The following is a 1,516-nucleotide window of genomic DNA, read 5'->3' as shown; positions in this document are numbered from 1 at the left end:
GCACCACCGATAGAGCGTCAGCCTCGGTAACGGTGAATTCCATATGGTCAGTACCTAGATGCTTCGCCACTCGGCGCGCATGTCCTGCCTCGTTGAAGTGCTCATCTTCGAAACCGATCGAAAATGTGCGTATTCTTTGTTGAGAGCTACCCTGCATGATGGCTGCGATAAGCGAAGAATCAATCCCGCCGGACAGAAAGCAGCCGAGCGGCACATCACTGAGCATTTGAGATGCGATGACTTCCTTCAGACATGCTTCAACCCGTTCGCAGAGCTCCGGATAGTCGTATTTGAGCCTCAGCCGTGTTCCTTCGATAGCCGCTCCTTCAAGCGACCAGTAGGCTTGGGGCTTCGGTACGTCGGACGCGGAATCAAAGCGCACAAAATGGCCAGGCCGAAGTTTGTGAATGCCTTGAAAAATCGTTGCCGGGTCTGGAACGTAAGAAAAACGTAAAAAGGCGGCAATGGCTTCACGGTTAATTGCATTGTCGAATAGAGGATAGGCCGAGAGCGCCTCGAGCTCCGAGCCGAAGAGCAACGTTCCACGCGACCAACCATAATAAAGGGGCTTTTCGCCGAGGCGGTCGCGGGCCAAAGTCAAGCTGCGCGATGATCGGTCCCACAGCGCGAATGCGAACATCCCGCAAACCCGATCTAGGGTGCGTTGCACGCCCCACGATGCTATTGCCGCGAGCAAAGTCTCGGTGTCAGAATGGCCGTGCCATGCGGGAGCAGCACTTTCTTCTTCGAGACTCCGTCTCAGGTCGAGGTGATTATAAATCTCTCCATTGAAAGCGATGACGAGCTGTCCGGAACTGTCTTCCATGGGCTGAGCACCGGCTGGCGACAGATCGAGTATTGAGAGTCGGCGGTGTGCGAGCGCAATTCCGCTTTCGGGATCAGCCCATTCGCCCGCTGCATCCGGCCCACGATGATAAATCGCGTTGGCCATGCCTCTGGCAACACAGCGGGCGTCGAGGTCGGTCTGCCCTCGAAGAAACCACAGTCCCGCTATGCCGCACATGCAATTAACCTATTCCTCGTGACGAATAGAAGCGAGCGGTTGCGTATGCCACCTGAACGCGAATCCAAGACATTTCAGGCTGACGAGAGATCGACAATTGTGCGCAGCATGGTGGCTAGTCGAGGGCCGTGGACGTGGAGCGAATATTCACTAACTATTTTTTCTCTACCATATCTACCCATGACTCTCCGCAGCTCAGAATCTGCACTGAGATGGCGAATGGCGGCCTCCCACTCAAGCTCGTCGCGGGCAAGATAACCATTTAATCCTTCATCCACGATGTCCGAATTTACACCGACTGGTGACGCGATAACCGGGATGCCGCAGGCCATGTATTGAATGAGCTTGTAGCCGCATTTTCCTCGCGCCCACGGCTCATCCGGAAGTGGCATGATGCCGATATCCATTCCTTGGATCAATTCGACTTCAGTCTCTTCCGACCAATCGAGGAACTCGAACCGAGAATCGGCCGAACCAGGCTTTCCAGACCCA

Annotated in this window: 2 protein-coding genes; both read right to left on the bottom strand. The window is 54.9% G+C overall.

What is annotated here, in order from left to right:
* On the bottom strand, window positions 1–1,024 hold a 1,024-nt coding region (gene asnB / locus NEI07_RS17865; RefSeq protein ID WP_256036468.1), incomplete at its 3' end, for an asparagine synthase (glutamine-hydrolyzing).
* Between the two features lie 74 nt (window positions 1,025–1,098).
* Window positions 1,099–1,516 (bottom strand): glycosyltransferase (locus NEI07_RS17860; protein WP_256036466.1); only part of this gene is annotated, 418 nt, incomplete at its 5' end.

Origin of the sequence: Methylocystis suflitae (genome assembly GCF_024448135.1) — a bacterium.
Lineage (GTDB): Bacteria > Pseudomonadota > Alphaproteobacteria > Rhizobiales > Beijerinckiaceae > Methylocystis > Methylocystis suflitae.
Note: the sequence above shows the minus strand (reverse complement) of the source record. Positions and strands in the feature narration are given on the sequence as shown.